The sequence below is a fragment of the Flavobacterium sp. genome, assembly GCF_965284515.1.
In the GTDB taxonomy this organism is placed as follows: Bacteria; Bacteroidota; Bacteroidia; order Flavobacteriales; family Flavobacteriaceae; genus Flavobacterium.
In genome coordinates, this window is the sequence record NZ_OZ260089.1 from 1,050,493 (window position 1) to 1,075,664 (window position 25,172).

A 25,172-nucleotide genomic window follows, 5' to 3' on the forward strand; every position below is an offset into this window, starting at 1 on the left:
TAGTTGCTATAGATGAAAAATATAAGTCTAAACAAATTCACCATTCGTCGACACTTTAAAGTCTATCTATCTAATATCTTCAATTAGGTTAGTTGTCTGCCAATATATTTGTACTATAAATAAGAACAAAAAACAAAAATCCATATCATGAAAAAAATACTAATAGTTGACGACCAAAAATTAGTCTTACTTTCGTTAGAAAAGTGTTTAACTGATTTAGGATATGAAGTATTTACATCAAGTAATGTAAAAAATGGTATCTTGAAATTTAATACTTATAATCCTGATTTAGTGATTTCAGATATAAATATGTATGAAGATGACTTTACTTCATTAGACGAAAATAATGAGCCTACTTTAATAGCTTCAGGTTTAGATCTTTTATACTATATTAAAGTTATTAAAGAGTCCCCAATTCCATTTATGATTTTATCTGGAAATACAGATGAAGATATTATTACAAGAGGTTTCGAATTAGGTGCTGCAGATTATATGAAGAAACCTTTAAGTTTAAAAGAAATTGGATTAAGAGTAAGGCGTTTAATAGGTTCCGGAACTATTTATAAAGTAGAACAAGCAAACCAGTTGATACAAAAAGGAGTTATAGGTGTTGTTATACCTTGTTATAATGAAGAAGAAAGATTACAAAGTGATGAGTTTAAAGAATTTGTCGGTAAAAATTTAGGATATCATTTGTGCTTTGTAAATGATGGGAGTAAAGACAATACATTAAAAATGTTAAATGAATTAAGTATGGGCAATGAAGACAGAATAAGTGTCTATAATTGTGAGAAAAATGGAGGAAAAGCGGAGGCTGTTCGCCTAGGAATGTTACATTTAGCTAAAGAACAACAATTTGATTATATTGGTTTTTTAGATGCTGATTTAGCTACAAATTTTGATGATTTTCAAGATTTAGTTACTACAATAACTAATTCTAATTTTCAAATTGTAAGTGGTTCAAGAATGAGTAGAATGGGAGCAAATATTACTAAAGAATCTGCAAGAGCAATCATAAGTAAAACTGTTAATTTCATAATCAGAAAAACTTTAAATATGGAAATTAATGATACACAATGTGGAGCAAAAATAATGACTAAAGAAATTATAGAAAAGACATTCCAAACAAAATTTCTTACTAAATGGTTATTTGATGTTGAAATATTTATGAGAATGAAAAAAACATATGGACTTCAAGAGGCGAAAGAAATGATTTGTGAACAACCACTTAAAAGATGGATACATGCAGATGGATCAAAATTAAGCATGAAAGACTCTATTAAAATTGTTGGTCAAATAGGACAAATTGCATTTAGTTATAGATAAATATTATGTAGTTTTACTAAATAAAAAGGGAGTTATTCATGTTGAAAACTCCCTTTTTTAATTATATTGATTTTTTTTGTTTCTCTACAAAACCATCTGCTTGCAATTCTAGCAATTCAATAGCACGTTTCTTTTTGTAATTATAAAGTTCTTTGTCTTCTTTAATTTCTGCATAAACTTTATCATAAATTTCCGCATCGGTTTTGCGTTGTAATTCACTTTGGTACTTGTTTTGGGCAAGCATGTTTAAAACAGCCATTTCTGCATCTTCTTGTTTAAAGTCGAATTCTCCTTTTGGAGATAATAATTTTGCAATAATCGGAGAAGATTCAATAGCTAAGAACAACAGCATAATAAATAGTGATGGAAGTAATGGCAATTTGTTTAAAGCGTTAATGCGTGCCATTAAACCATCAAAACCTTCAATTATTGGTTGGGTTTCTGTTACTTTTTTATCTAAATCAGCTTGTAGTTTTTTGGCTTTAGCTTCTAAATCATTTATTTTATCTTGATTAGTGGTTTTTAAAGCAGCCAAATCTTGTAAACTAGCATCATGTTTTTCTCTTTTTTCTTTGTAAACCGGACCTTTTCCTAGTTTTTTAGTTCCACCAGTTCCTTCGGCTTCGGTAATGTAAACAGCATATAAATCGTTTACTTCTTTTTCTTTTTTAAGAATATCCGATTTTAAACTATCAATTTGTGCTTTGTTTTTATCTAAATCACTCTGAAAATAATTTGCAACTTGCTTTTTATTGGCAAGCATCATTTCGTTTTTCTCTTTCAATAAAACAGTATTGATTTCTTTTTCAAAAATTTTAATTTCTAAAGGTTTTGAGATGACAATAGCAATAATAATGGCTAAAGCAATTCGAGGCGTTGCTTGTTTGAATTCGCTCCAAAAAGACTCTCTTTTTTTAATAGTAGATACGATAAAACGGTCTAGATTAAAAATAAGTAAACCCCAAATTAATCCAAATGCCATTGCAATATAAGCATTTTCGAAAACAGTATAAAGTGCATAACTTGAGGCTATAAAAGCCATAACTGCAGTAAAGAAAACGGTTGCGCCAATCCCGGCATACTTGTTTTGTTCGCCATTTGAGCAAGAATTGATTAGATTCTTATCTGCTCCAGAACAAAGAATGAAGAAGTTTTTTAACATGATGATTGATTTTTTCTACCAAAATGAGATCGATAGTATTGATTGATGATATTGATTAGTACAATAGTAACGTGATTTGTTTCACTTTGTTGTTAAAATATTATGTATAAAAAAACCCTCACATCGCTTGTAAGGGTTTGTTTATGTTTTAAGATGCTGAAACAAGTTCAGCATGACTAGTGACTAGTATCTGTAATATTCTGGTTTGAATGGTCCTTCTACTGGAACACCAATATATTTTGCTTGGTCATCACGTAAAGTTTCTAATTCAACGCCTAATTTAGCTAAGTGTAAAGCTGCTACTTTTTCATCTAAATGTTTTGGTAACATGTATACTTCATTGTTATAGGCAGCAGAGTTAGTCCATAATTCAATTTGAGCTAATGTTTGGTTTGTAAATGAATTACTCATTACAAAACTTGGGTGACCAGTTGCACAACCTAAGTTTACCAAACGTCCTTCAGCTAAAATAATAATATCTTTTCCATTGATAGTATATTTGTCAACTTGTGGTTTGATTTCAACTTTAGATGCACCGTGATTTTTGTTCATCCAAGCCATATCGATTTCGTTATCGAAGTGACCAATGTTGCAAACAATAGTTTTGTCCTTCATTTTCTCAAAATGAGAACCTAAAACAATATCTTTATTTCCAGTAGTTGTAATAACAATATCTGCATTGCCAACAACTGTGTCTAATCTTTTAACTTCAAAACCGTCCATTGCAGCTTGTAAAGCGCAAATAGGGTCAATTTCAGTCACAGTTACAATTGAACCTGCACCTCTAAACGAAGCAGCAGTTCCTTTACCAACATCACCGTAACCACAAACTACAACTCTTTTACCAGCTAACATGATGTCTGTAGCTCTTCTTACAGCATCAACAGCAGATTCTTTACATCCGTATTTGTTATCAAATTTAGATTTAGTTACTGAATCGTTTACATTTATTGCAGGCATATGTAGAGTTCCATTTTGCATTCTTTCATACAAACGGTGAACTCCTGTTGTTGTTTCTTCAGACAGACCTTTAATGTCCGCAATTAGTTCAGGGAAACGATCAAAAACCATATTTGTTAAATCTCCACCATCATCAAGAATCATATTTAACGGCTTTCTGTCTTCACCAAACCATAATGTTTGCTCAATACACCAGTCAAATTCTTCTTCATTTAATCCTTTCCAAGCATAAACCGGAATTCCAGCAGCAGCAATAGCAGCAGCAGCATGATCTTGAGTTGAGAAAATATTACAAGAAGACCATGTAACATCAGCTCCAAGAGCTACTAAAGTTTCAATTAATACAGCAGTTTGAATAGTCATATGTAAACATCCAGCAATTCGTGCTCCTTTTAAAGGTTGGCTTGCTCCATATTCAGCTCTAAGAGCCATTAAACCTGGCATTTCAGCTTCAGCTAATTCAATTTCTTTTCTTCCCCAGTCAGCCAAAGTAATGTCTTTTACTTTATAAGGCACATAAGTTGTTGTATTTGAACTCATCTATTATTGTATATTTGTATTATTAAATAAAAGTGCAAAGGTACTAATTTCATTTTTAATTTTTTAATATAATGACTTATTTTATGAAATGTTTAATAAGTTAATGCTCTGAATCTCAACCTTATATTTAATGTCTTTTTATAAAAAAATACAAGTAAACCCCTTAACTTCAGTTCTTATTTGGAAAATTGAAGAGGATTTTAATGAGTTGTTTCGTGAGATAAGGCTAAAGGATATTTCTTTAGCTAGACTTGAGCGAATGAAATCTGAAAGCCATCAAAATGGTTTTTTGAGTATAAGGCATTTGTTGAAATCTGCTGGTTATTCAGACTTTGATTTGTTTTATGATGAGAACGGAAAGCCTCACTTAAAAGATGGAAAACAAATTTCAATCACGCATTCTCATAATTTTTCGGCAATTATTATTGGACAGGAGAATGTTGGTATTGATATCGAATTACAAAGAGAAAAAATTGCTAGAATTGCCAATAAGTTTGTAGATTTTGAGTTTAATTATTTAGACAACAATACAGCAGAATATATAAAAAAACTAACTGTAATTTGGGGAGCCAAAGAAGCAAAATATAAAATGTGTAATTCTAGAAGTTTAAGTTTTAAAGACGATATGAAAGTGTTTCCATTTGATTTATTAGATGGAAAAGGGAAAGCCTCTGTTCAACAAAATGAGTTTGAGAAAGAATTTAATTTTTACTTTGAAGAGTTTGAAGGATTTACGTTGGTTTATGCATTAGAGAAATAGTATGAAAGAGTTATATACAAATATTGTACAAGCCAAAAAAGAGAACAGTAAGTTACTTGCTATTTTATTAGATCCTGAGAAACTTTTGATTTCAGATGTTAAAAATTTATGTGAAAAGATAAACGAATCTCCTGCGACGCATATATTTATAGGAGGAAGTACTTATAATGGAAATCATTTAGACGGATTAATTAAAGAAATTAAGCAATGTGTAGATTTACCTTTGTTCTTATTTCCTGGAGATTATAAACAAATATCAAGTGAAGCTGATGCAATTTTGTTTCTAAGTTTACTTTCTGGTAGGAATCCTGATTATTTAATTGAACATCAAGTGAATGCTGTGCCAATTTTGGAAAAAACAACTTTAGAAATTATTTCAACTGGTTATTTGTTAATAGATAGCAGAACAGAAACTGCAGTGGAAAGAGTGAGTAAAACAAGTCCTCTAGACAGAAACAATATAGATTATGTTTGCCAAACTGCAAAAGCTTCTGAGTATTTAGGAAATAAACTTGTTTACTTAGAAGCAGGAAGCGGTGCAAAATTAGCTGTTCCTTTAGAAATGATTAGTCAAGTTTCTAAAAAATTAACAATTCCGTTAATTGTTGGTGGCGGAATTCGTTCGAAAGAAGCAATTGACGACGCTTTTAATGCTGGGGCAGATATGGTAGTAATAGGTTCTGCCTTTGAAAATGATAACGCTTTTTTTGAATTATGATTGAATTTTTGTTTTCACAATATACCAATTACGACACTATTGATATTGCCTTTGAGATTATTGCTGTATTGTTTGGTTTACTAAGTGTTTTCTTTGCTTTGAAAAATAATATTTTAGTTTACCCTACCGGTTTAGTCAGTACAATTATTTATGTTTACTTGTTGAATAAATGGGGCTTAATTGGGGATATGTTGATAAATGGCTATTATACAACTATGAGTATTTACGGATGGTTTCTTTGGACCAGAAAAAACGATAATCAAGTAGAATATCCAATTTCATGGGCCAACAAAAAAGAATGGATAAATACCTTTGTTATTTTTATAGTAACAATTCTTTTTGTAATATTGATATATCATTGGTTTGATAAATTCAATGATTGGACCGCTTATATAGACACATTTACAACAGGGATTTTCTTTGTGGGAATGTGGCTTATGGCAAAACGTAAAATTGAAAATTGGATTTTTTGGATTGTAGGAGATATAGTTTCCGTTCCATTATACTTCTATAAAGGATTTACTTTTTCAAGTTTACAATTTTTAATATTTACAATAGTTGCCATTTTTGGCTATTTAGAATGGAAGAGAATTTTACAACAGAAGATTTAAAATATATTGAAAAAAGAGGAAATTCATTACACAAAATAAAGCAACAATTGTTTTATTTTAAAAATGGAGTTCCAATGATTAACCTTGTTAAACCTGCCGTTATTGGTAATGGGATTGTTTCTTTATCTAATGATGAGGTTAAAGAGTATGTTGCTTTTTTTGACACCTACAAAGACAATTATACCATAGAGAAATTTGTTCCAGCTTCTGGAGCGGCATCAAGAATGTTTAAATTTCTTAATGAGTTTCTTAATGAGTTTGATAAGGAAAAGCAAACCATAAATAGTTATATAAATTTAACCGGAAACAAAGATCTTGAGTTATTTATTTATGGATTGAAAAATTTTTCTTTTTATACTGAATTAAAAGAGATAACAATTGCTTTAAATCCAAATTATTACACTTTAACTAATGATTTAAAAATACATTCTTTAATTGATACATTACTAAATGAAAAGGGTCTGAATTTTGCTCAAAAGCCTAAAGGGATTTTACCTTTCCATAAAAATAGCTCAGAAATAATTACTCCAATTGAAGAAAATATCCTTGAAGCAAGTTTTTATAGAAAGGACAATGTGAAAACTAAAATTCACTTTACAATAAACAATGAATTTCAAAATGAGTTTAAAAAAATAACAAATAAGTTTGGAGATTTTGATATTAGTTTTTCATATCAAAATTCAAGTTCAGATACAATTGCTGTAAATTTAGATAACTCATTATTTAGGTTAGGAGACAATTCATTATTTTTTAGGCCAGGAGGTCATGGTGCTTTAATTGAAAATTTAAATCAATTAAATTCAGAACTTATTTTCTTGAAAAATATTGATAATGTTTCACAAAATAACAGAATCTTAATTTCTGATTACAAAAAGGCTTTAGGAGCTATTATTATAAAAACCCAAAGAAAAATTTTTCAATTTCTAAATGATTTAGAGTCTAAAGACTTAACCGAATCTGATTTTAAAGAATTAATTTTTTTTATTGAAAACGAGTTGTCTTTCCCATTGACTGAGGATTTTAAATATTTTAAAAAATCATATAAAACAGAATATTTAACTAAGGTTTTAAACAGACCAATTCGTATATGTGGAATGGTAAAAAATGAAGGAGAACCTGGTGGTGGTCCTTTTTGGGTTCAAGATGAAAAAGGAAGACAAACACTTCAAATAGTAGAGTCTTCTCAAATTGATTTTTTAAATGAAAGTCAAAATAGTATAGCAAAGTCAGCAACTCACTTTAATCCTGTTGATATTGTTTGTGCTGTATATGATTATAAGGGACGAAAATTTAATTTGGAAGATTTTATTGATCATAATGCTGCTTTTATTACTGAGAAAACAAAAAACGGGAAACCAATAAAAGCTTTTGAATTACCGGGTTTATGGAATGGTGCAATGGCAAAATGGACAACGCTTTTTGTAGAAGTACCATTAGAAACTTTTAACCCTGTAAAAACAGTTAATGATTTATTAAAACCTGCACACCAATTTTTAGATGAATAAGGAAAAAATATTGCTTGAGCTTGACTTTAAGGCCGTTAGAAGTAGTGGTGCAGGAGGTCAAAATGTAAATAAAGTTTCTTCTAAAGTTGTTTTGTCATTTGATTTAGAAAATTCTTTGTCATTATCAGATGAAGAAAAAGAAATGTTGAAACAAAAGTTGTCATCAAAATTAACACAGAATAATGTTCTAATCTTAAATTGTGACGAAGATAGAAGTCAATTAAAAAACAAAGCAATTGTTATAAAAAGATTTTTAACAATTATTGAAAAAGGACTTCATAAACCAAAAATAAGAAGACCAACAAAAGCAACTAGAGCATCTAAAGAAAAAAGGCTAAATGCTAAAAAAGTAATGAGCAAATTAAAACAAAATAGAAAGCGGCCTGAATTTTAAAAATTTAGATTGTGTTTTTAAACTATTATATTACTTTTGCATTGTCTCAAAGGGGTGCTCTAAATAACGAGCTGAGATTATACCCATAGAACCTGGGCAGGTAATGCTGCCAAGGAAAATGACAAAATACTAATGTGCACGTTGGTACAAGTCTATTAACACAATTTAATTATATAAAAGAAGAATAATTACCCCTTTTATTCGTAACTAATTTTACGAATGAAAACTTTATTCAACATCAAACAATCTAAACTAGTTTTAAGACTAAGTCTTTTTACTTTTTTTATTTCCTTTTTTTCCTTTTCGCAAGAGCAAACTCTAGATTCTTTAAAGGTTAATAACCTAAAGGAGGTAACCGTTTCTTCAGTTAGGGCTACAGAGAAAACACCAATTACATTTACTAATGTTTCTAAAGAACAAATTGAACCTAGAAATTTAGGTCAAGATATTCCTGTTCTTTTAAATTACTTACCATCAGTAGTTACTACAACAGATGCTGGAAACGGAGTTGGATATACTTCCATGCGAGTTCGAGGATCAGATGGTTCAAGGATTAATGTTACTTTAAATGGAATACCGTTTAACGATAGTGAAAGTCATGGAACTTTTTTTGTCAATTTGCCTGACTTTGCTTCTTCTTTAGAAAGTGTTCAATTGCAAAGGGGAGTGGGTACTTCAACAAATGGAGCAGGAGCATTTGGAGCCAGTTTAAATATGGAAACGAAATCATATCAGGAACAATCACATGCTGAAATATCTAACTCAGCAGGAAGTTTTGGGACGAGAAAACATACCTTGTCTTTTGGCACAGGCTTGCATAATAATTTAGAGTTTAACGGAAGAATTTCTCAAATTTCGTCTGAGGGTTATATTGACAGAGCTTCTTCAAATATGTTTGGTTATTTTTTTAATGCTAACTATGTAAAAGAAAGTACATTAATTAAATTTATTGCTTTTGGAGGAAAAGAAAAAACGTATCAATCTTGGTATGGTTTAGAAGATTTAGATAAGTTAGAAAACGATAGAACTTATAATTCAGCAGGATTGTATTTCGACGAATTTGGTAATGAACAGTTTTATGGTGACGAAACGGATAACTACTGGCAAAATCATTTTCAACTACATTGGTCTGAAAAGTGGTCTGAAAAGTGGAGTTCAAATATAGCACTTCATTATACACTTGGAAAAGGATATTATAAACAATATAAAGAAGATGAAACTTTTGCTGATTATGGGTTAACCGATTTTGAAGGAAATTCAGTTACCGACTTAATTAGAAAAAGATGGTTAGATAATGACTTTTTTGGAGCTACTTTTTCATTAAATTATATTGATAATACAACTAATATTCAATTAGGTGGTGCTGCTAATAGGTATTTAGGTAAACATTTTGGGGAAGTTGTTTGGACGCAATATTATGTTCCAACAAATAATAGGTACTATAATACTTTTGGAAATAAAGATGATGTAAATATTTATGCAAAACTCTCAAAAGATATAAACTCTAAATTTAATGTTTTTACCGACTTGCAATACCGTTTAGTATACTATCAAGCAAATGGCGTACAAGCAACAGATGTTAATGATACTTTCAGATTTTTTAATCCAAAAGTGGGTGTTAATTTTAGAATCAACCTCTCAAATTCAATATATGCTTATACTGGAGTTGCTAATAAAGAACCGCGAAGAGATGATTATGAAAATGAAAGTACAAAGCCAGAACGATTAATTGATTTTGAGTTTGGCTGGAAGTACAATACAAGTAATGTAAAACTTAATGTGAATACTTTTTATATGGATTATAAAGATCAGTTAGTAATGACTGGAGCTTTAAATAATGTAGGAGCTCCAATATTTACAAATAGTGGAAAAAGTTACCGCTATGGAATAGAATTAGATGCATTCATAAAAGTAATGGAAAAAATTACATTGAAACCAAATCTTACCTTTAGTCAAAATAAAAACCAAGATTTTTTCTTTCAACGCGATGGAGTGTTAACTAATTTAGGAAATACAAATATAGCTTTTTCGCCAAGTTTTGTTTTTGGTAATATAACTTCATATAATCCAATAGAAAGTTTAAATATTTCATTTTTAACCAAGTTAGTCGGTGAACAATATATGGGAAATATAGATTCTGAAAATTCAGTATTAGAGGCTTATTCAATTACAGATTTAAACGTTAATTACGAGTGGAAAATTAACAAAGGAATAAAATCTATTGTTTTTTCTGCATTAATAAATAACATCTTAGATGAAGAATATGAGTCTAATGGTTACTTTTATACTTATGATGATACTTGGAGCGGACCTGGAACAACTACAATAGAAGGAGCAGGTTATTATCCTCAGGCAGGAATTAATTTTCTTTTAGGAGCAACTTTAAAGTTTTAAAATCGGTTAAGTTAAGTTTAAGAGAAGCTCTGTAGAATTCGTTTTACGGGGCTTTTTAATTATATATCCTTAAACTTGTTGCGCTTATTCTTTGAACTCTATATTGTTTCATGGGATATTGTTGTCCTTCTGCTTGGCCGCTAAAAAAACTATATTGAGCGCCATCACAAGAACAAATCGCTTTAATACCATTAATAGTCATGGTAGAACAACCGCTTAACGCTTGATTAGGACAAGCAGCATCAAATGCAACATAATTATCATTTCCGGTATTAAAAACAAAGATACCCCTTATGCCAGCGCCAGTATTATTTACATAAACAGCATTTGCGGTATATAATAACTGACTGTATTGTGGTAAATTTAAATTAAGAGTAGTTGAAAATCCATAATTTGGCAAATATGGATTGTTGTTATTAAATGATTCTTGACTACAACTTAAAATAAGTGGTAATAAAATAAGTGTTAAGTATTTTTTCATAATTACAAATTTAATTAATTTTGATAAAGTAATTGAGATGTGAAATATAATTTCTAAATTATTTTAGTATCTTTGTTACAAGGAATCCCATTTGTGTGGGATTCTTTCTATTTATATAAAAGATGATGTTATGAGTAATGTATCATATTATACAGCAGAAGGATTAAAAAAATTAAGAGACGAATTAGATCACTTAAAAAGTATTGAACGTCCTAAAGCTTCACAAGATATTGCAGACGCAAGAGATAAGGGAGACTTGTCAGAAAACGCAGAGTATGATGCTGCAAAAGAAGCACAAGGATTATTAGAGATGAAAATTTCTAAGATGGAAGAAATTGTAGCTAACGCAAGATTGATTGATGAAACTCAATTAGATTTATCTAAAGTTTTAGTTTTATCTACGGTAAAAATTAAGAATCAAGTAAACGGCATGGAAATGGTGTATACTTTAGTTGCTGAGAGTGAGGCTGATTTAAAATCAGGAAAAATTTCTGTCACTTCTCCAATTGGAAAAGGCTTGTTAGGAAAGAGTGTGGGCGATGTAGCTGAAATAAGCGTTCCTAATGGAGTTATTAAGTTTGATATTGTTGAAATCACAAGAAGCTAAATTATGGCAAGTATTTTCACTAAAATTGTTAGCGGTGAAATACCTAGTTATAAAATTGCTGAAGATGAAAATTTCTTAGCATTTTTAGATGTAAATCCTAATACAAAAGGACATACACTTTGTATTCCAAAACAAGAAATCAATAAGATTTTTGATATGGAAGAAGAATTGTATATGGGTTTAATGGCTTTTTCAAGAAAAGTAGCTAAAGCACTTGAGAAAACAATTGACTGTAAAAGAGTAGGTGTTGCGGTTATTGGTCTAGAAGTACCACATGTACATGTTCATCTTATTCCTTTACAAGACATGGATGATATGCGCTTTCAAAGAAAAGTAAGTTTGACTCAAGAAGAATTTGAGAATACAGCAAAACAAATTAGTTTAAATTTATAAAAACAAAATCCCGATATCATCGGGATTTTTTTATTTTATTTTAAAGGTCAGTTGCATAGTAGTGCCTTTTCCAATTTCAGATTGAGCAACTTTTATTCTTCCTTTGTGATACTCATGTACAATTCTTTTGGTTAAGGATAGTCCTAATCCCCAACCTCTTTTTTTAGTGGTAAATCCGGGTTCAAATACTTTTTTAAATTGATTTTTTGGAATTCCTTTTCCTGAATCTTTTATTTTTAGTTTTACTATTTGTGCTTGTTGTTCAATAGTAATATCAAGTTTTCCTTTTCCTTTCATTGCATCAATAGCGTTTTTAACTAAATTTTCAATAGTCCAACTGTGTAATGCTGGGTTTAAATCAATATAAATAGTTTCTTTGGGAACATTAATAGTAAAAATTACTTGTTTGGAAGTTCTAGATTTTAAGTATTCTATAGAATTTAAAGTTTCTTCCACAAAATCTTTTTTCTCTAAAATAGGCTCGGAACCAATTTTAGAAAAACGCTCTGTAATAGTTTGTAATCTATCAATGTCTTTCCCAATTTCAGATAAAGTGCTTTCCTCTACATTTTCCATTTTAAGCAATTCGAGCCAGCCAATTAATGAAGATAATGGTGTGCCTATTTGATGAGCGGTTTCTTTTGCCATTCCTGCCCAAAGCTTATTTTGGGTTGCCATTTTTGTTGCGCGATAAAAGTTATAAACAACTGCTCCAAACAGAATAATGATTAATAAAAGGGCAATAGGATAGTATTTTAATTTATTTAATAAAGAAGAATTTCCATAATAAAGCAACTGGTAATTATTTTCAGAAAGCTCCATTTTAATAGGTTCGTTTTCTGTTTTTAATACTTTTAATAAACTTAATAAAGCTAAACTATCTGCTTGAACTTCTTCGTCAATATTATTCGAATTAATTATTTTATTTTCACTGTTGGTAAGAATCATAGGGCTCGATGAGTTAGCGCTAATTATCTGCAGAGGTAATTCTACTTCGGTGTTTTCATTAGCATTAACTAGTGTTTTTTGAGCAGTAGCCCATAATTCCATTTTAGCCCTCTCTTCAATTTTAAAAATCTGAAAAAAGTTATAGGTATTCCATAAAATAAGAACAACTATTAAAAATGAGGCTAATATGATGAACCATCGAGAAATATTTCGCTTTTCGGAAAACTGCATAAATTGAATTTGTTAGTAAAAATACTAAAATTGTATCAACTTATGCACTTCTAAATTATTTCAAAAAAGTATCTTTGTAAAAAAAATTAACATGTTGTCAATCAACCCAAAAGAAATAGAGCCAGCAAAATTACAAGGTTATTTACAAAGTGCTGTTGCGCCAAGACCTATTGCGTTTGCAAGTACACTTGACGAAAATGGTATGCCAAATTTATCTCCGTTTAGTTTTTTTAATGTATTCAGCTCAAATCCACCTATATTAATTTTTTCACCAGCCCGAAGAGTGAGAAATAATACTGTAAAACATACTTTAATAAATGTTCAGAATACAAAAGAAGTTGTAATAAACATAGTTAATTATGATATTGTACAGCAAATGTCATTGTCAAGTACAGAATATCCAGATGGAGTAAATGAATTTGAAAAATCGGGACTAACAATGGTCGCTTCAGAAGTTGTGAAACCTTTTAGAGTAGCAGAGAGTCCGGTTCAGTTTGAATGTAAAGTAAATGACGTTATTGCTCTAGGTGATCAAGGTGGAGCGGGGAATTTAGTTATTTGTGAAGTAGTTAAAATTCATATAAATGAAGCTGTTTTAGACGCTAATGGTATGATTGATCAACATAAAATTGATTTGGTTGCAAGAATGGGTGCCAACTGGTATTCACGTTCAAATGTAGGAATGTTTGAAGTAGAAAAGCCATTATCAACATTAGGTATTGGAGTTGATAATGTTCCTCAATTTGTAAAGGAAAGTTCAATCTTTAATGGAAATGATTTAGGAAAGTTAGGAAATATAGAAGCTATTCCTACGGAAGAAGAAATTACTATATTTGTAAAAGAAAATTTTGAAATAAAAGGAATTTTAAGCTCAGAAGATGCTCAAAAGCAATTGAAAAAAGCAAAAGAATATTTAGATAATAACGAAGTGCTAACCGCTTGGAAAGTGCTTTTAGCAAAACAATAAATAAATAGTAAGATGGAAGTATCAGGAAAAATTAAATTGATTAGTGATGTACAACAAATTAGTGCGTCATTTAAAAAAAGAGAATTAGTTGTAACAACTGATGAGCAATATCCTCAAATGATAATGATTGAGTTTACTCAAGATAAATGTGATTTATTGAACAATTATAATGTTGGAGAACCAGTTAAGGTTTCAATTAATTTAAGAGGTAGAGAGTGGATTAACCCACAAGGTGAAGCTAAATATTTTAACTCTATTCAAGGATGGAGAATTGAAAAATTAGCAGCACAAGCTCCTGCTGGAAATGTTCCCCCTATGCCAGCTGCTGATGCATTTGAGCCAGCAACTAATTTTAACGAAGAAGAGCACGACGATTTACCTTTCTAATATTTAGAAGTTTTAATTTAGAAGTCAGAAATTTGATGTTTATTAAATTTCTGACTTTTTTTGTAGTTGATTTTTTTAAATTGTCATTGAAATTGAAAAATGTATTTCCTAACTAAAGAACTTTATTTTCCGCCTGTAGACGAAGCTTCACCTGAAGGTATTTTAGCTGTTGGTGGCGATTTGTCTACCGATAGATTAATGTTAGCTTATAAAAGCGGAATTTTCCCTTGGTTTGAAGATGATGAGCCTATTTTATGGTGGTCTCCAGAAGAACGCATGGTATTGTTTTTCGATGATTTGAAAATTTCAAAAAGCATGCGTAGTATTTTAAAGAAAAATGAATTTAATATTACTTTTAATAAAGACTTTAAAGCGGTAATTACCAATTGTCAACAAGCAAAAAGAGTTGGTCAAAACGGAACTTGGATTACTAATGATATGATTAATGCGTATTGCAAATTACATGAATTGGGTTTTGCGAAGTCTGTTGAGGTATGGAAAAACAATGAACTTGTTGGCGGTTTATACGGAATTGATTTAGGTGATGTTTTTTGTGGTGAAAGTATGTTTTCTAAAGTCTCTAACGCCAGTAAAGTTGCGTTTATAACTTTAGCTCAAAAATTAGAAAAGGCAGATTATAAATTAATAGATTGCCAAGTACACAATAACCATTTAGAAAGTTTAGGTTGTGTAGAAATTGACCGAGAAGAGTTTATGGCAATTTTGAAGTTTTAAATAATTTAAAACTTCTTCAAACTTCTAATATACAATTCTTCTACTTTTTTTCTCGCCCAATCGGTTTTTCGTAAAAACGTTAAACTCGATTTTACAGACGGATTTTCTTTAAAACATTTTATGTTTATTAACTCTCCTAAAGTGTCAAAACCGTAAAAGTCTACAAGCTGTTCTAGAATAGTTTTTAAAGATTTTCCGTGTAATGGGTCGTTACTCATTTTAATTGTTTTTTCGGGTAAAGCAATCTGTTACATGGTCGTTTACCATTCCTGTGGCTTGCATGTGCGCATAAACTACTGTTGAGCCAACAAACTTGAAACCGCGTTTTTTTAAATCTTTACTCAACGCATCTGAAAGTGGAGTAGTTGCACGTACGTCTTTTAAAGTTTGAGGTTTATTATCTATTGGTTTTCCATCAACAAAAGCCCAAATATATTTTGAAAAACTCCCAAATTCTTCTTGAATTTTTATAAACGCTTGCGCATTGCTTACTGCAGATTTTATTTTCAACTGATTTCTAATAATTCCTTTGTCTTCAATTAAAATTTGAAGTTTTTTATCGTTATAAGCAGCTACTTTTTTTACATCAAATTTATCAAAAGCTTTTCTGAAATTCTCTCTTTTTTTAAGAATAGTATGCCAACTTAGACCTGCTTGAAACGTTTCAAGAATTAAAAATTCAAATAAAGTAGCGTCATCATATACGGGCCTTCCCCATTCATTGTCATGATAGTTTCTATACAAATCATCTTTTTCGCACCAATTGCATCTTTTTTGACTGTCTATATTAATACTCTTCATATTCTTCTACATATTCCACACCATCTCCAAGTTTCCCATGAGTTACTCTAATGTGGTTTTGATTTAAAGATTCATCTATTTTCTTTTTAATAATTGCTTCAATTTTATCTTCTTCTAAATAACTCTCCTCACCTAAAACTTCAAAAGCATTCGTAATTAGATTATCATTATTTGTAACAAAAGCAATTCCGGTAATTTTTTCTTTTCCATAATTATATGAATCTTCGTCTATGGAAGTCTTTTTGAAAAAGAAATACTTAATATCAGTATTATTAAACCTCATTTTTTTTGTCGTATAGATTGATAATGAATCTTTTTTAGGATCTACACTTTCAAAATACGTTATAGCAGACTTAGCAACATCTTCACTTCCAAAAATATTTATTAATTCTTTTTGTTTGGTATGGTAAAGCATTTGGATACCTCTAAATTTAATTTTCGGATTTGAAAGTATTTTATTTGCTAATGAATTTTCAACTCGCTTATCATTTCTTAATTGCAGTTTGGCAATCGCTAAATCAATTTCATCAATTTCTAAACGCTGTGCTTTAGTGAATAAATCTGCAATCGTTTTTTCATTTCTAAATGAGTATAAAATATTCAAATATCCTTCTAAGTCTGATACAGGTGCATAATCATCAAATGTGTTTTCATCTTTAATAAGTTGTTTATTTTTCCAACTATTTAGTCTTTTAACTTCTAATTTTCCATTAGTTAAAAGCATTTTTTTAAAAGTTTTTAATTTTTTTGGGTTAACCAATTCGTTATTAATAAGTAAGTTAGTTAATTCTATAATGGGGTTGTGGTATTCTTGGATGCTGTAAAATTGAAATATATCTGGAAATAAAACCTGACTGTTTTCTAAATCACTTTCGAAATAATTAAATATTCCTTTAATTTCATAACTACTATCAGAAATTGGCAAGTCATATTCTAAAAGTGATAATATTTTAGTATATGCTTCTTTGCTTTTTTGAAATGTTAATGCTCTTAATACTGACAATTGTAAAACAGTATTTACGTTCGGTTTTTTATAAACACTTTCTAGAAAGGGAATTACTCTTGGCGACTTTACTCTTCCTAATTTCTCATATAAATCCCCCAGGATTTCAGTTTCATCATTGTTAAATTTAAAATTTGAAAGAAAGTATTGAAATTTTTGTAAATCTTCTTCTTTTATTGATAAATAATGAATTGATTTTAATGCAGAAAATCGAATGCTATCATGTTTGCTCATGGCGTCATTCATAAAAATTTCAAGCTTGTTTTCGAAAACACTATTTTTATAAATCGTATCTAAAAGTTTAAATGAATTAAATGTTTTTTCAACAAATGTATTGTCGTTTTTGTAATTTTTATCAACTAATGTTTTTAAAACATAAAAAGTACCGTCTCTAAATACTGCTTTATATTTAATTGCTTGTTTAGAATTTTCTTTTGATACTAATGCATTATAAGTACTAATGTTTTTTTCTGAGTCGGTTTCAATGTTCTCAGAAATAATAGTTAGTCTAGGTTCGTTTCTTTTGTTTCTAAAAACAATATCATCCCATCTATTGCTCGCAAAACTCGACTGTGATAAGTCATGATTTTCGATTGCTTCTGTGGCAGACAAATGCCCTACATCATCATTATCTTTAGAAAAACTGCGGGTTATTATTTTTCTGTAATTTGCCCAAATAGAATCGATACTAATTTCGCTTTCGTATTTATGATATTGATTGTAACTTAACTCAATTAAGTTGCCAGTAGAAGATAGAAATTCATAGTTCTTATAGTTTGATGTAAAATGATTTTTCTTTTTAGTAGAGTTGTTATTTTTTTTATCGGTAATAAAGTCTAAATGTTCATTTTGTTTTTTTGGAATTTCAATTTGAAATTGTGCGACTGTATCGGTAAATGTTTTATACTCTTCGTTGTTTAATAAAGGTTTAAAGGCAAATGAATTGAAAAATTTGTTGGTATTATCTTTACTTGCGTTAATTGTACCTAATAAATAATATTTATTCCCTTTCATCAACGTTTTTAATTCTATTTCTTTATTTCCAATTTTAGATTTTGAAGTAAAAAAGAAATTATCGTTATTGAAGTGCGTCTCTGTAGAATCTAGATTATGCTGATTATAAAATTCAAATTGAATTCTTTTCAGTTCAAATTTTGAATCTTCCAAATTGTAATTGTCTTGAAGCGTTTTTTCTATTAAAATATAGTTAGCATTTTCTTTTTTATCGAATGCGATAATTTTCATGTCATCATTGCCTTTTAAATCGGGTTTATTACCTGTAAAGCTATAATATGATGGAATTTGAACTTGATAACTGCCTTTTAAAGGATTGATTAATTCCCATGAATCAGTGTTCTCTTTAAGAGTGATTTGTGAAAATATTTCATCTTCAAAATTTCTAACATATTCACCTTCACCCCCCATCATTATTGATATTATTTCTATGGGTGTGATATAATACCTATAATGCTGTGCCTTGCCTGTTTTTGTCTTGTTTTTAATGTCGTAGACTAAATAGTTTTTTTCACTATATGTTTTTTTTGAGATAATTTCACCTGGAATGTTTTCGTAAAATAAACTATCTAATGTTTTAGGGTTAAAGGGTTTGTTTTTTTTATCTAGAAAATCATTTAAATAAGTTCTTTTTAAATTTATATAACCACCATTTGCAAGATCTGGCGATTCAATATTTTCTCCTGTTTCTAGAACAACATCAAATACCGGAAATGTTACCATTCCATCTGCAGTAGTTTTTAATTTAATCTCAGGCTTAATAAAATAGTCTTCTATTTTCTTTTTTAATGATTTTCCTTTTTCCGTATAATTATCATAAATAGGAGTTACTTTATAGCCTCTTCTTCGTAGCATCTCTATTACGCCTTTTTTTCCAGGTAAATGAGCTGCTCCAATTGCACTAAATAAACTTCCTTCTTTCATGCTGATTTCCATGTTGTTAACCATGTCAATATTTCTGTCAAACAACAACGCTTTTAGATAACTTTTTGGTGTAGCTAAAACTGTCAGCGAATCAATCATGTCTAAGTCTTTTTCTCTGTAAAAGTCTACTAATGCTTCGTTATAAGGTTTGTTTTTTAATATTTTTAGTATGGTTTGATAGTTTTTTTCAACCTCAGAATTGTCTATTTCAGCCTCGGCCTTCATTATGTTTATAGTAGACGTTTTAACATCTTCTAAACCAATCGTTTTTTTGTTGTACTTTCTTCCTGTTCTATAGATAAACATATCCAAATATGTGTCTTCTTGATATTCTTTGTTTGTTTCATTTGTTCTAGACAATAGACCAATTAAATTATAGTTGGTGCTCTTAAATAGCGTATACAATTCATCTTTCTCTATAGGAGTAAGGTAAAAATTTGTATAAAAGGCATTGTTATTTGCATACTTACTGTAAAAACTAAACATGTCAAACAATTCTGTCCATGTTCTTGGTTCACTTTCATTTGCTATAATATCAGCATTAAGTAAGTGTGTGTAAAATGCATCAGATAAGTGATATGAGACTTTGTCACTTACGTGCATTGTTCCATATATGTAGGATTTTTTTTCAAGACCATTTCCACTTACTTCCCACAAAAGACTTTGGTATTTTTTTTCTTGTGCAAAAGATGAAATGAATAATAAGCTAAAAAAGAATATGTAATTTTTCAAGCGATGTATATTTAGAATTGTTATTATCAAATATACAATTTGTTTTCACTGTTTTAAAAAAATAAGCCTTAATTCTTTGTTAGAATTAAGGCTTTAATATTTTTGAATCTTTCTTTCTTTTCAAGATGTTTTTATTTTTTTTATAGTAAAAATAAGAGATAATTGAAGCTATAAAGCTTAATAAGTAGAATGCAAAGAATATATTTCTTAGAGTATAATAAATGCTGTTGTCTTCTTCAGCTAACCTTAACATTATAGTTTTGTATTGACAATAAATTGTTAATAGAACTGTTATACAAAGAATTATTATATAATGTTTCGTTTTCATCTTTTATAGTGTTTTAAATTAGAAAACCCTTAATTCTAGTAAAAGAATTAAGGGTTTGTTTTTGGTTCAGTATAATAAAATTAACCTAAAGCAACTCTTTTAAATCCTGTAACTGTTAAACCTGCCTCAACAGATTTTACATAGTTAGCAACACTCATAGAACCGTCTTTAATATAGTCTTGGTTTACTAATGTATTGTCTTTGTAGAAACGTTGGATTTTTCCTTTAGAAATGTTGTCTAACATTGCTTCTGGTTTTCCTTCAGCTCTTAATTGCTCTTTTGCAATTTCTATTTCTTTTTCAATGATTGCAGCATCAACACCTTCTTCGTTTAATGCGATAGGATTCATTGCGGCAGCTTGCATTGCAACATTCTTAGCAGCTTCGTCAGCACCGTTTACATTTGCAGATAAAGCAACTAAAGTTGCTATTTTACCAGCATGAATATAAGCTCCAACAAAAGCACCTTCTAAGCGTTCAAAAGCACCAATTTCAATTTTTTCACCAATAACACCAGTTTGCTCGATTAATTTCTCTGAAACAGTAATTCCATTGAAATCAGAAGCTAATAATTCTTCTTTAGTTGAAAATTTTAATGCTTGATTAGCTAATTCTGTAGCTAATTTTACAAAAGAGTCATTTTTTCCAACGAAGTCAGTTTCACAATTTAATGTAATAGCTACACCTGTTGTATTGTCAGCATTTAAAACAGCGATTGCAGCACCTTCAGTAGATTCTCTATCTGAACGGTTAGCAGCAACTTTTTGACCTTTTTTACGTAGGTTTTCAATTGCTAATTCAAAATCACCATCAGCTTCAACCAATGCTTTTTTGCAATCCATCATTCCAGCACCTGTAGCTGTTCTTAATTTATTTACGTCTGCAGCAGTAATATTTGCCATAACTTATATTTTTTATTTAAAGTAAAAATTCCAAAAAGCAAATTCCATATTATTTTAAAGTATATCTAAAATTGATCTTGGAATTTGCTTCTGGAATTTATAAAGATTTATTTATTCTTTTGTTTCAGCAGCTTCTTTTTTAGGAGCAGCTTCTTCTTTAGGAGCATCTTGCTCATCTTTTTCAGCTTTTCTTTCAGAAAGACCTTCGATGATCGCAGTACTTACATGAGAAAGAATCTTATCGATTGATTTAGAAGCATCATCATTTGATGGGATAACAAAGTCAATTGGACGTGGATCCGAGTTTGTATCAACCATTGCAAAAACTGGAATGTTTAATTTTTGAGCTTCTTTAATCGCGATATGTTCAGCTTTAACATCTACTACAAATAATGCAGCAGGAAGTCTTGACATGTCAGAAATAGAACCTAAGTTTTTTTCTAATTTCGCACGTAAACGATCTACTTGTAAACGTTCTTTTTTAGATAAAGTTAAGAATGTACCATCTTTTTTCATTCTATCAATAGAAGCCATTTTTTTAACAGCTTTTCTAATAGTAACAAAGTTAGTTAACATTCCACCTGGCCATCTTTCAGTGATGTAAGGCATGTTACAAGCAGCAGCTTTCTCAGCTACGATATCTTTAGCTTGTTTTTTGGTAGCTACGAAAAGTACTTTTCTACCAGAAGCAGCAATTTTTTTCAAAGCTTCATTAGCTTCTTCAATTTTAGCTGCAGTTTTGTATAAGTTTATAATATGGATACCATTACGCTCCATATAAATGTAAGGAGCCATGTTTGGGTCCCATTTACGAGTCATGTGTCCGAAATGTACACCAGCCTCTAATAAGTCTTTAACTTCTATGTTGTTTGCCATTTTGTAATAGTTTACGTTCCGTTGATTAGCAATTTTCAAGTAGTTACTTGCGTTAGTCTTGAAAATTTAGATGCTAAACTAATTCCCTTTTTAATTGAAGGAATATCGACAACTGTTTTTTAAATTCAATTTTGTTTGTAAAAATCTGTTTGAAAAGCCTTTCAAACCAATTCGAAATATTAACGTTTCGAGAATTGGAATTTCTTTCTTGCTTTCTTTTGTCCAAATTTCTTACGTTCAACCATTCTTGGATCTCTTGTTAATAATCCTTCTGGTTTTAATACAGATCTGTTTTCAGCATCTACTTCACACATAACGCGTGCTAATGCCATTCTTACAGCTTCTGCTTGTCCTGTTGAACCACCTCCGTATACATTTACTTTTACATCAAAGTTTTCTGCATTTTCTGTCATTGCTAACGGTTGCATTACTTTGTATTGTAAAGTAGCTGTTGGGAAATAAGTTGTAAATTCTTTTTTGTTTACTGTGATTTTTCCTGTTCCTTCAGAAACATATACACGAGCAACTGCGGTTTTTCTTCTACCGATTTTGTGAATAGTTCCCATTACTTAAGATCGTTTAGATTAACAGTTTTAGGCTTTTGAGCTCCATGTGTGTGCTCTGAACCTACAAATACATTTAAATTACGGAATAATTCAGCACCTATTTTGTTTTTAGGTAACATTCCTTTTACAGCTTTTTCTACTAATAACGCAGGATTTTTATCTTGCATAACTTTAGCAGTTAAACTTCTTTGTCCTCCTGGGTAACCTGTGTGGCGAATATAAGTTTTCTCCTCTAGTTTGTTACCTGTAAGGTTGATTTTTTCTGCATTGATAACGATTACGTTATCTCCACAGTCCACGTGTGGTGTAAAACTTGGCTTGTACTTACCTCTTAATAGCATTGCTACTTTTGAAGCAAAACGACCTAAGTTATGACCTTCAGCGTCAACAACAATCCATTCTTTTTGAACGGTTGCTTTGTTTGCCGACACAGTCTTGTAGCTTAATGTGTTCACAATTATTTATTTAAATTAAACATTCCATTCCCAATTAAGGGAGTGCAAAAGTACAATTAATTATTAGATATACAAACACCAATTACAATAATTTATACATCAATTGTTTTATAAAAATCTTCTATTCTTTTACAAAATTGAACTTTTGTCCGCCCTGTTTTAGAATAAATGAATTTTCTCCAAATTCAATTTCAATTCTAGCAGCTTGAAAAACAAATGTTTTTTCGTCTTTTTGTGATAACGGAAATGAACTTTGCCCTGTTGCTTGTGCTAATAATTCTCCATCTTTTTCAAAAACTGTAATTTTTAACGGTATATCTTTAGAGGAATAGATTCCTGATATTTCTTTTATAGTCTCAGGATTTATTTTTTCAAAGCTAGGAAATGGGAAAGGCATTTTATAATAGATACTTAATATTCCAATCATAATATCGTTTCTGTTGAAGTTATCTCCATTTACGACTAATGAAATTCCAACTTTTTCTGTAGGGTAATAACCTACCACAGAGCGAAAACTTTCTATTCCGCCCGTGTGACCGTAAAATTTTCTCTCACCAAAAGGCATTTGGATTAACGCTTTACCATAACTGTCTTTTAATTCCTTCATACCTTCCAAAGAACTTTTCTTAACTAGTTTTCCTTCAAATAGTTCATATAAAAAAGCAGTTAAATCATTAGGAGTAGAAATTACTGCGCCAGCTGCAAAAGCAATATCGTTTCTCCATTCTTCGGTTTTTTCCCATTTTGACCCGTCAAACAAGTAAGAATAACTTTCTTTATTAGAAATGTTGACTTGTTCGCTTGGGTAATATGTATTTTTTAATCCAATTTTATTAACGATTCTTGTTTCTACATTTTCTGCAAAAGATTTCTTAGTTATGGTTTCAATAATACTACCTAATAAAAAATAATTAGAATTACTATATTCAAATTTTGTATTTGGCTCAGCTAATGACTTGTAATTTATAATTTTATTTAAAATTGCCTGTTTTAAATCAGGAGCATTTAATTCTTCTTGTGTAAGTGAATCTTGGTTGATGTAATCGAGTATTCCTGATCTATGATGAAGTAAATCTTCAATTGAAATTTTATCTGCGTTTTCAATTTTCGGAAAATATTTAGAAAGCTTTGTTTCTAAACGCAACTTTTTTTCTTCAATTAATTGCATTGTAATTACAGCTGTGAAAATTTTTGAAATCGAGCCTACTTTGTATTTTGTTTCATTGTCTGCTTTTACTTTTTGATCAGCATCTGCAAATCCATATGCTTTTGAAAAAACTACTTTATCTCCTTCACGAATAGAAAGTGATCCCATGAACTTATCGTTATTATTTAGATAATTCAATAAACTATCAATTTTATGATAACGATTCTGAGCAACTAATGCAGTTGAAAATGCTAAAACAAATAATAAAAGTATTTTTTTCATGATTTTTTATTTATTAGTAGTTGTTTTTTTTATTTGTTACGTATTGTTTTATTCTAGCAAATATTGAATGAAGAAATACAATTATGAAAACGAATAAACAAGATAATAGAACTTTGTCTATTATTAAGATGTTTTCAATTTTATCTTGGAATAGGGTGCAAAATGTAATTAAAATAGAGTATATTATAGATAAATAAAAATTTGTTTTTGCTTTAAGCAACGCCAAAAGACTAAATCCAATAAAAAAACAAATTAGAAAATATAATATATAGTTACTTAACCCACTTACGTCATAAGCCCAACCAATAGTTTTATTAATTCCGTATGTAGTACTTACGTAAGGTGGAAATTTAATTATAAATATAAAGAATATTAAACTAATTAAATACATTTTTCTTTCAAACAAATGTTTTATTTTATTGCCCACTGTATTGTTTTTCTTTTCAGTAATCATTTAGTAAATCTTTAATTTTTTCTCTTCCAATTTTACTTAAACCACCATATTTCATATTTGGTGAAAAAGGAATTGATTTTGACATATAGCAACCATCTATACAAATCCAAATTTTACCAATCTCATTTTCGTTTTCATCAAAAAATCTTAAGATATATTTGGCTTCTTCTACATTCCATGTAGTTTCTCCCCAACTAAAATTTTCAGGATTGTTGAAGAAATTTGTTAATTTGATTTCATTAGATTCAGAAATTTTTTTAGAAGTTATACGACTAATTAAAAAAACGTTTTTATACAATTTAATTTTTGCAACTTTATCTCTTGGGAATTCATATTTTTCATTTCCAAAATTTGATTCATATGCTTTTTCTTGCTCTTCAGATGTTTTATGCCAAAAAAATGTTTTTAATTCTTCATTGGTTGTAGCAATTGAGTAAACTTGGTTTCTGTCTATTCTATCATAAATTAAAATAATTATTACAGAAACTAAAATTGCTAAAACGAATGTTATCTTCTTTAAAATTTTCATTTCAAATATTATATATCAGATTAAATTTTTAAATTATAGA

General features: G+C 29.6%; 25 protein-coding genes. 12 read left to right on the forward strand and 13 right to left on the reverse strand.

Going from position 1 to position 25,172, the window contains the following annotated elements; all coding sequences use genetic code 11:
• Positions 1-147 precede the first annotated feature (147 nt).
• Positions 148-1,326 (forward strand): glycosyltransferase, encoded by a 1,179-nt coding sequence (locus tag ACQ65T_RS04820; protein WP_430399965.1) that lies wholly within the window; start codon positions 148-150, stop codon positions 1,324-1,326.
• 61 nt (positions 1,327-1,387) lie between these two features.
• Here the strand turns inward: ACQ65T_RS04820 and ACQ65T_RS04825 are convergent, their stop codons facing one another.
• The gene (locus tag ACQ65T_RS04825; RefSeq protein ID WP_430399966.1) at positions 1,388-2,488 is read right to left on the reverse strand and encodes a DUF4407 domain-containing protein; all 1,101 of its coding nucleotides are present in this window, start codon (positions 2,486-2,488) and stop codon (positions 1,388-1,390) included.
• 183 nt (positions 2,489-2,671) lie between these two features.
• Positions 2,672-3,988 (reverse strand): adenosylhomocysteinase, encoded by a 1,317-nt coding sequence (ahcY, locus tag ACQ65T_RS04830; RefSeq protein WP_430399967.1) that lies wholly within the window; start codon positions 3,986-3,988, stop codon positions 2,672-2,674.
• Between the two features lie 130 nt (positions 3,989-4,118).
• Between ahcY and ACQ65T_RS04835 the strand changes: the two genes are divergently transcribed.
• From ACQ65T_RS04835 to ACQ65T_RS04860, 6 genes are all read left to right on the forward strand, one after another.
• Complete coding sequence (locus ACQ65T_RS04835; RefSeq protein ID WP_430399968.1) at positions 4,119-4,748, forward strand: 4'-phosphopantetheinyl transferase family protein; 630 nt, start codon at positions 4,119-4,121, stop codon at positions 4,746-4,748.
• 1 nt (position 4,749) lies between these two features.
• The gene (locus ACQ65T_RS04840) at positions 4,750-5,466 is read left to right on the forward strand and encodes a geranylgeranylglyceryl/heptaprenylglyceryl phosphate synthase (protein WP_430399969.1); all 717 of its coding nucleotides are present in this window, start codon (positions 4,750-4,752) and stop codon (positions 5,464-5,466) included.
• Positions 5,463-6,077, forward strand: coding sequence for a nicotinamide riboside transporter PnuC (gene pnuC, locus ACQ65T_RS04845; protein ID WP_430399970.1), 615 nt, complete (start codon positions 5,463-5,465; stop codon positions 6,075-6,077). Before ACQ65T_RS04840 ends, pnuC begins: the two co-directional genes overlap by 4 nt.
• Positions 6,047-7,582: a DUF4301 family protein gene (locus ACQ65T_RS04850; RefSeq protein WP_430399971.1), complete on the forward strand. Its 1,536-nt coding sequence runs from the start codon at positions 6,047-6,049 to the stop codon at positions 7,580-7,582. The genes pnuC and ACQ65T_RS04850 overlap by 31 nt, the downstream gene beginning before the upstream one ends.
• A complete protein-coding gene (gene arfB / locus ACQ65T_RS04855) occupies positions 7,575-7,976 on the forward strand; it encodes an alternative ribosome rescue aminoacyl-tRNA hydrolase ArfB (RefSeq protein WP_430399972.1) in 402 nt (133 codons plus the stop codon). Before ACQ65T_RS04850 ends, arfB begins: the two co-directional genes overlap by 8 nt.
• 219 nt (positions 7,977-8,195) lie before the next feature.
• Positions 8,196-10,370, forward strand: a complete 2,175-nt coding sequence (locus ACQ65T_RS04860) for a TonB-dependent receptor (protein WP_430399973.1) — start codon at positions 8,196-8,198, stop codon at positions 10,368-10,370.
• Positions 10,371-10,425: 55 nt separating this feature from the next.
• Here the strand turns inward: ACQ65T_RS04860 and ACQ65T_RS04865 are convergent, their stop codons facing one another.
• The gene (locus tag ACQ65T_RS04865) at positions 10,426-10,851 is read right to left on the reverse strand and encodes a hypothetical protein (RefSeq protein WP_430399974.1); all 426 of its coding nucleotides are present in this window, start codon (positions 10,849-10,851) and stop codon (positions 10,426-10,428) included.
• Between the two features lie 130 nt (positions 10,852-10,981).
• Here ACQ65T_RS04865 and greA point away from each other — a divergent pair, with 130 nt between their 5' ends.
• Both greA and ACQ65T_RS04875 read left to right on the forward strand, forming a co-directional pair.
• Positions 10,982-11,458 (forward strand): transcription elongation factor GreA, encoded by a 477-nt coding sequence (gene greA, locus ACQ65T_RS04870; protein ID WP_430399975.1) that lies wholly within the window; start codon positions 10,982-10,984, stop codon positions 11,456-11,458.
• A gap of 3 nt (positions 11,459-11,461) precedes the next feature.
• Positions 11,462-11,851: an HIT family protein gene (locus ACQ65T_RS04875; RefSeq protein ID WP_430399976.1), complete on the forward strand. Its 390-nt coding sequence runs from the start codon at positions 11,462-11,464 to the stop codon at positions 11,849-11,851.
• Positions 11,852-11,881: 30 nt separating this feature from the next.
• On the opposite strand, the gene ACQ65T_RS04880 is transcribed toward ACQ65T_RS04875, so the two are convergent.
• The gene (locus ACQ65T_RS04880) at positions 11,882-13,030 is read right to left on the reverse strand and encodes a sensor histidine kinase (RefSeq protein ID WP_430399977.1); all 1,149 of its coding nucleotides are present in this window, start codon (positions 13,028-13,030) and stop codon (positions 11,882-11,884) included.
• A gap of 91 nt (positions 13,031-13,121) precedes the next feature.
• Between ACQ65T_RS04880 and ACQ65T_RS04885 the strand changes: the two genes are divergently transcribed.
• The 3 genes from ACQ65T_RS04885 to aat all read left to right on the forward strand — a co-directional run bounded on the left by ACQ65T_RS04885 (position 13,122) and on the right by aat (position 15,119).
• Positions 13,122-13,997 carry a flavin reductase family protein gene (locus tag ACQ65T_RS04885; RefSeq protein WP_430399978.1) on the forward strand — a complete coding sequence of 292 codons (876 nt, stop codon included), beginning with the start codon at positions 13,122-13,124 and terminating at the stop codon, positions 13,995-13,997.
• Positions 13,998-14,009: 12 nt separating this feature from the next.
• Positions 14,010-14,384 (forward strand): DUF3127 domain-containing protein, encoded by a 375-nt coding sequence (locus ACQ65T_RS04890; protein ID WP_430399979.1) that lies wholly within the window; start codon positions 14,010-14,012, stop codon positions 14,382-14,384.
• 99 nt (positions 14,385-14,483) lie between these two features.
• Positions 14,484-15,119: a leucyl/phenylalanyl-tRNA--protein transferase gene (aat, locus tag ACQ65T_RS04895; RefSeq protein ID WP_430399980.1), complete on the forward strand. Its 636-nt coding sequence runs from the start codon at positions 14,484-14,486 to the stop codon at positions 15,117-15,119.
• A 5-nt stretch (positions 15,120-15,124) separates the two neighbouring features.
• Here the strand turns inward: aat and ACQ65T_RS04900 are convergent, their stop codons facing one another.
• The 9 genes from ACQ65T_RS04900 to ACQ65T_RS04940 form a co-directional block, all read right to left on the reverse strand.
• A complete protein-coding gene (locus ACQ65T_RS04900; RefSeq protein ID WP_430399981.1) occupies positions 15,125-15,337 on the reverse strand; it encodes a VF530 family DNA-binding protein in 213 nt (70 codons plus the stop codon).
• A 1-nt stretch (position 15,338) separates the two neighbouring features.
• A complete protein-coding gene (locus tag ACQ65T_RS04905) occupies positions 15,339-15,920 on the reverse strand; it encodes a DNA-3-methyladenine glycosylase I (protein ID WP_430399982.1) in 582 nt (193 codons plus the stop codon).
• Entirely contained in the window at positions 15,907-19,593 is a 3,687-nt protein-coding gene (locus ACQ65T_RS04910) for a TraB/GumN family protein (protein ID WP_430399983.1), read from the reverse strand. Before ACQ65T_RS04910 ends, ACQ65T_RS04905 begins: the two co-directional genes overlap by 14 nt.
• 408 nt (positions 19,594-20,001) lie before the next feature.
• Positions 20,002-20,823, reverse strand: a complete 822-nt coding sequence (gene tsf, locus ACQ65T_RS04915) for a translation elongation factor Ts (RefSeq protein WP_430399984.1) — start codon at positions 20,821-20,823, stop codon at positions 20,002-20,004.
• Between the two features lie 111 nt (positions 20,824-20,934).
• Positions 20,935-21,699 (reverse strand): 30S ribosomal protein S2, encoded by a 765-nt coding sequence (gene rpsB, locus ACQ65T_RS04920; RefSeq protein WP_430399985.1) that lies wholly within the window; start codon positions 21,697-21,699, stop codon positions 20,935-20,937.
• Between the two features lie 179 nt (positions 21,700-21,878).
• On the reverse strand, positions 21,879-22,265 hold the full coding sequence (gene rpsI / locus ACQ65T_RS04925) for a 30S ribosomal protein S9 (protein ID WP_264560274.1): 387 nt from the start codon (positions 22,263-22,265) through the stop codon (positions 21,879-21,881).
• A complete protein-coding gene (gene rplM / locus ACQ65T_RS04930) occupies positions 22,265-22,720 on the reverse strand; it encodes a 50S ribosomal protein L13 (RefSeq protein WP_430399986.1) in 456 nt (151 codons plus the stop codon). The genes rpsI and rplM overlap by 1 nt, the downstream gene beginning before the upstream one ends.
• Positions 22,721-22,841: 121 nt before the next feature.
• Positions 22,842-24,149 (reverse strand): serine hydrolase domain-containing protein, encoded by a 1,308-nt coding sequence (locus ACQ65T_RS04935; protein ID WP_430399987.1) that lies wholly within the window; start codon positions 24,147-24,149, stop codon positions 22,842-22,844.
• 443 nt (positions 24,150-24,592) lie between these two features.
• On the reverse strand, positions 24,593-25,132 hold the full coding sequence (locus tag ACQ65T_RS04940) for a hypothetical protein (protein WP_430399988.1): 540 nt from the start codon (positions 25,130-25,132) through the stop codon (positions 24,593-24,595).
• Positions 25,133-25,172 lie beyond the last annotated feature (40 nt).

Coding starts and splice junctions, on each gene's coding strand:
- ACQ65T_RS04905 (WP_430399982.1), bottom strand. CDS start 15,920: ATGAAGAGTATTAATATAGACAGTCAAAAAAGATGCAATTGGTGCGAA.
- ACQ65T_RS04860 (WP_430399973.1), top strand. CDS start 8,196: ATGAAAACTTTATTCAACATCAAACAATCTAAACTAGTTTTAAGACTA.
- ACQ65T_RS04890 (WP_430399979.1), top strand. CDS start 14,010: ATGGAAGTATCAGGAAAAATTAAATTGATTAGTGATGTACAACAAATT.
- ahcY (WP_430399967.1), bottom strand. CDS start 3,988: ATGAGTTCAAATACAACAACTTATGTGCCTTATAAAGTAAAAGACATT.
- pnuC (WP_430399970.1), top strand. CDS start 5,463: ATGATTGAATTTTTGTTTTCACAATATACCAATTACGACACTATTGAT.
- ACQ65T_RS04880 (WP_430399977.1), bottom strand. CDS start 13,030: ATGCAGTTTTCCGAAAAGCGAAATATTTCTCGATGGTTCATCATATTA.
- ACQ65T_RS04875 (WP_430399976.1), top strand. CDS start 11,462: ATGGCAAGTATTTTCACTAAAATTGTTAGCGGTGAAATACCTAGTTAT.
- rpsI (WP_264560274.1), bottom strand. CDS start 22,265: ATGGGAACTATTCACAAAATCGGTAGAAGAAAAACCGCAGTTGCTCGT.
- rpsB (WP_430399985.1), bottom strand. CDS start 21,699: ATGGCAAACAACATAGAAGTTAAAGACTTATTAGAGGCTGGTGTACAT.
- greA (WP_430399975.1), top strand. CDS start 10,982: ATGAGTAATGTATCATATTATACAGCAGAAGGATTAAAAAAATTAAGA.
- ACQ65T_RS04850 (WP_430399971.1), top strand. CDS start 6,047: ATGGAAGAGAATTTTACAACAGAAGATTTAAAATATATTGAAAAAAGA.
- aat (WP_430399980.1), top strand. CDS start 14,484: ATGTATTTCCTAACTAAAGAACTTTATTTTCCGCCTGTAGACGAAGCT.
- ACQ65T_RS04825 (WP_430399966.1), bottom strand. CDS start 2,488: ATGTTAAAAAACTTCTTCATTCTTTGTTCTGGAGCAGATAAGAATCTA.
- ACQ65T_RS04885 (WP_430399978.1), top strand. CDS start 13,122: ATGTTGTCAATCAACCCAAAAGAAATAGAGCCAGCAAAATTACAAGGT.
- arfB (WP_430399972.1), top strand. CDS start 7,575: ATGAATAAGGAAAAAATATTGCTTGAGCTTGACTTTAAGGCCGTTAGA.
- ACQ65T_RS04835 (WP_430399968.1), top strand. CDS start 4,119: ATGTCTTTTTATAAAAAAATACAAGTAAACCCCTTAACTTCAGTTCTT.
- tsf (WP_430399984.1), bottom strand. CDS start 20,823: ATGGCAAATATTACTGCTGCAGACGTAAATAAATTAAGAACAGCTACA.
- ACQ65T_RS04940 (WP_430399988.1), bottom strand. CDS start 25,132: ATGAAAATTTTAAAGAAGATAACATTCGTTTTAGCAATTTTAGTTTCT.
- ACQ65T_RS04865 (WP_430399974.1), bottom strand. CDS start 10,851: ATGAAAAAATACTTAACACTTATTTTATTACCACTTATTTTAAGTTGT.
- ACQ65T_RS04820 (WP_430399965.1), top strand. CDS start 148: ATGAAAAAAATACTAATAGTTGACGACCAAAAATTAGTCTTACTTTCG.
- ACQ65T_RS04840 (WP_430399969.1), top strand. CDS start 4,750: ATGAAAGAGTTATATACAAATATTGTACAAGCCAAAAAAGAGAACAGT.
- ACQ65T_RS04900 (WP_430399981.1), bottom strand. CDS start 15,337: ATGAGTAACGACCCATTACACGGAAAATCTTTAAAAACTATTCTAGAA.
- ACQ65T_RS04935 (WP_430399987.1), bottom strand. CDS start 24,149: ATGAAAAAAATACTTTTATTATTTGTTTTAGCATTTTCAACTGCATTA.